The sequence below is a fragment of the Streptomyces sp. NPDC033229 genome, assembly GCF_055576875.1.
Window position 1 is genome coordinate 1 of the sequence record NZ_JBVIQR010000175.1, and the last position, 2166, is coordinate 2166.

Consider the following 2166-nt stretch of genomic DNA (forward strand, 5'->3'; position numbering starts at 1 on the left):
GCGCGGCCCGGGACCTGGACGTTGGGCTGTTCATGACGGCGGGCAACGACGGCAGCGGCGAACGGGGGACGGCGTACTTCAGCGCCTGGCGGCTGACGGGCGGCTGATGCACCCGATCCCGATCCTGGCACCCGAGAGACCCGAATCTCGAAGGTGAAAGACAAGGAATGGGGCCGGCCGCCGCATTTTCAGCTGGCGGGGGTGCTGTACCGGTTCTGCTGGGAACCCCAAATCCCCAGCAGGCCGAATAAGCGTTCGTCCGCTCGGGCCGGAATGGTCCAGCAGGGTCGGGTGACCATGATGACGCCCTGGCTGGCTTACTGGAGTGGTTGGAAGTAGTGGGTAAGTGCCCAGGCTGCGATACGTCGGCCGGTGTAGTTGCCGATGGTGTCTGCGGCTCGGAAGTGGGCACCTGCCCAGACGCGGGCGTTGATCACGTCGTGGTTGTACTGGTCTGCGTACTGGTAATGCCGGGTGGTGTTCGTGGATTGTGAGGTGAGGTAGAGGTCGACTCGGGGGGTGCCGAGGAGCTCGGTCAGTGTCTGCATGAGGGCGCCGCCTGTTGTGGCGTGTCCGCTCAGGTATTCCGGGTGTGCGGGGGTGCTGACCAGGGGTTCCCATTCCGGATCGGGCTTGGTTTCAGGGTTGCCGTCGGTGCCAGCCAGCCGGATGGCGGTGACAGGCCGCCATGAGCCGTAATGGAGCTTGGAGTCCCAGGCGGTGATGACCGCATCGGCTGTCGCGGTGTTCGCGGCGGCTAGCAGCCTGGCGGTCTCGGCGATGCCGAAATGGTTCCGGGCGGCGTGGTCGCACAAGGACTCCTGGAAATTCAAGTGTCCGGAGAAGTACAGTGCGGTATCGGTCTGTTCAGGGCTCCTGCCGGATCCTGTCTTCGCGCCCATTGCTTTCACCTCGGCGACGTCTTCGGCATAGCGGGCGGAGGACAGGGCTGGCGGCCCGCTCGGGCGGAATTGGTCCGGAGAATCGAGCAGCATCGGCCGTAGCCTGCCCATCCAGGCGCTGCCAAAGGACTGGTAGGTGGGCGGTGCAGGCCTCCAGACTCCGGGAGTCTGCGGTCTCGTGAACGCTACTGGTGCGAAACGCCCGTCGTCTTCCCGGGATGCGATGATGTGGTCAGCGGCGCGTTCCCCAAACGCCACTCCCTGGTCTTTGGGCCGACCGTCAGGAATCTTGGCGAGTGACTCGGCGTAAGCGGTTTCCAGTCGGCTTTTCGACGCCGGGAAGTAGGTGAGGAGAACGCGGTGAGCCGCAGCTGCGGCTGCAGCCCCAGGAGACGCGGAGCGGGGCCCACGCCCGGCCCACCGGTAGGTGGCGTACTGGCCCTGGATGCCGACCACGGCGTTGTACATGGCGGTGGAGACGAAGGCCTGCCAGATCACCGGCTCAGGTGCGGGACGCATGGCATCGGTCTCGACCGTAGCGGACGCGGTAGCACTCCACTCGCTGACCACCTCCGGGTCCGCAGCGGGAGGGACGCGCCTGCCCCCGGCAGGCGCAGGGCTGGGAGAAACCGCAAGCACCAAGGCGGCCAACCCAGCGACGGCCGCCCTCACAGACATCCTGAGCGGTGAGAAGAGCATCGGACCTTTGCTGCGCATGACACACTCCGTCACATACGGCATGACATACCTGATACCAGGCCAGGGCGACCAGTACAGCCCGGGGCCAGTGTGGCCGGTGGCCAGCCAGCCCCGCATCTTCACCTGCCGGGGCCGCGCCCGGCAGGCCTGTCAGGCTCTGTTCAAGACGTGTCCCAGCGGGGACCATGCCCAAACCGGCGGCCTCATAGACCAAGATTCACCGAGCCTCACCCGAAGGGTGACCATGCGGAGCACTGTGACAACCTGGCAAAGATCATCAAAATCCGCCAGAGCCTTGGTCCCGAGCAGGTACTCCGAGTGCCGCGTGTAGGTCATGAGGGTAAGGATGGGCGGGCCTCGGAAGTGCAGCCGTCGTCCCCGCCACGGCGCCGCACCAGGGGCTGAGGGGCCGCATTTTCCGGACTGCTGCCTATTGGCTGATTCATGCGGGGTTCCGATGCCCAAGTCCCTAAAGCCTGTCCCGCAACTCACCTAGGGCTGGTCCGTGCCCGCGAGACGCCGGCGAACTGTGCCGCTCTGTCCGGTTTTCCCGGTCACCGTTCGA

General features: G+C 65.8%; 1 protein-coding gene. It reads right to left on the reverse strand.

What is annotated here, in order from left to right; all coding sequences use genetic code 11:
• Positions 1 to 317: 317 nt before the first annotated feature.
• Positions 318 to 1472 (reverse strand): vanadium-dependent haloperoxidase, encoded by a 1155-nt coding sequence (locus ACZ53N_RS37165; RefSeq protein ID WP_469145110.1) that lies wholly within the window; start codon positions 1470 to 1472, stop codon positions 318 to 320.
• Positions 1473 to 2166: the final 694 nt, after the last annotated feature.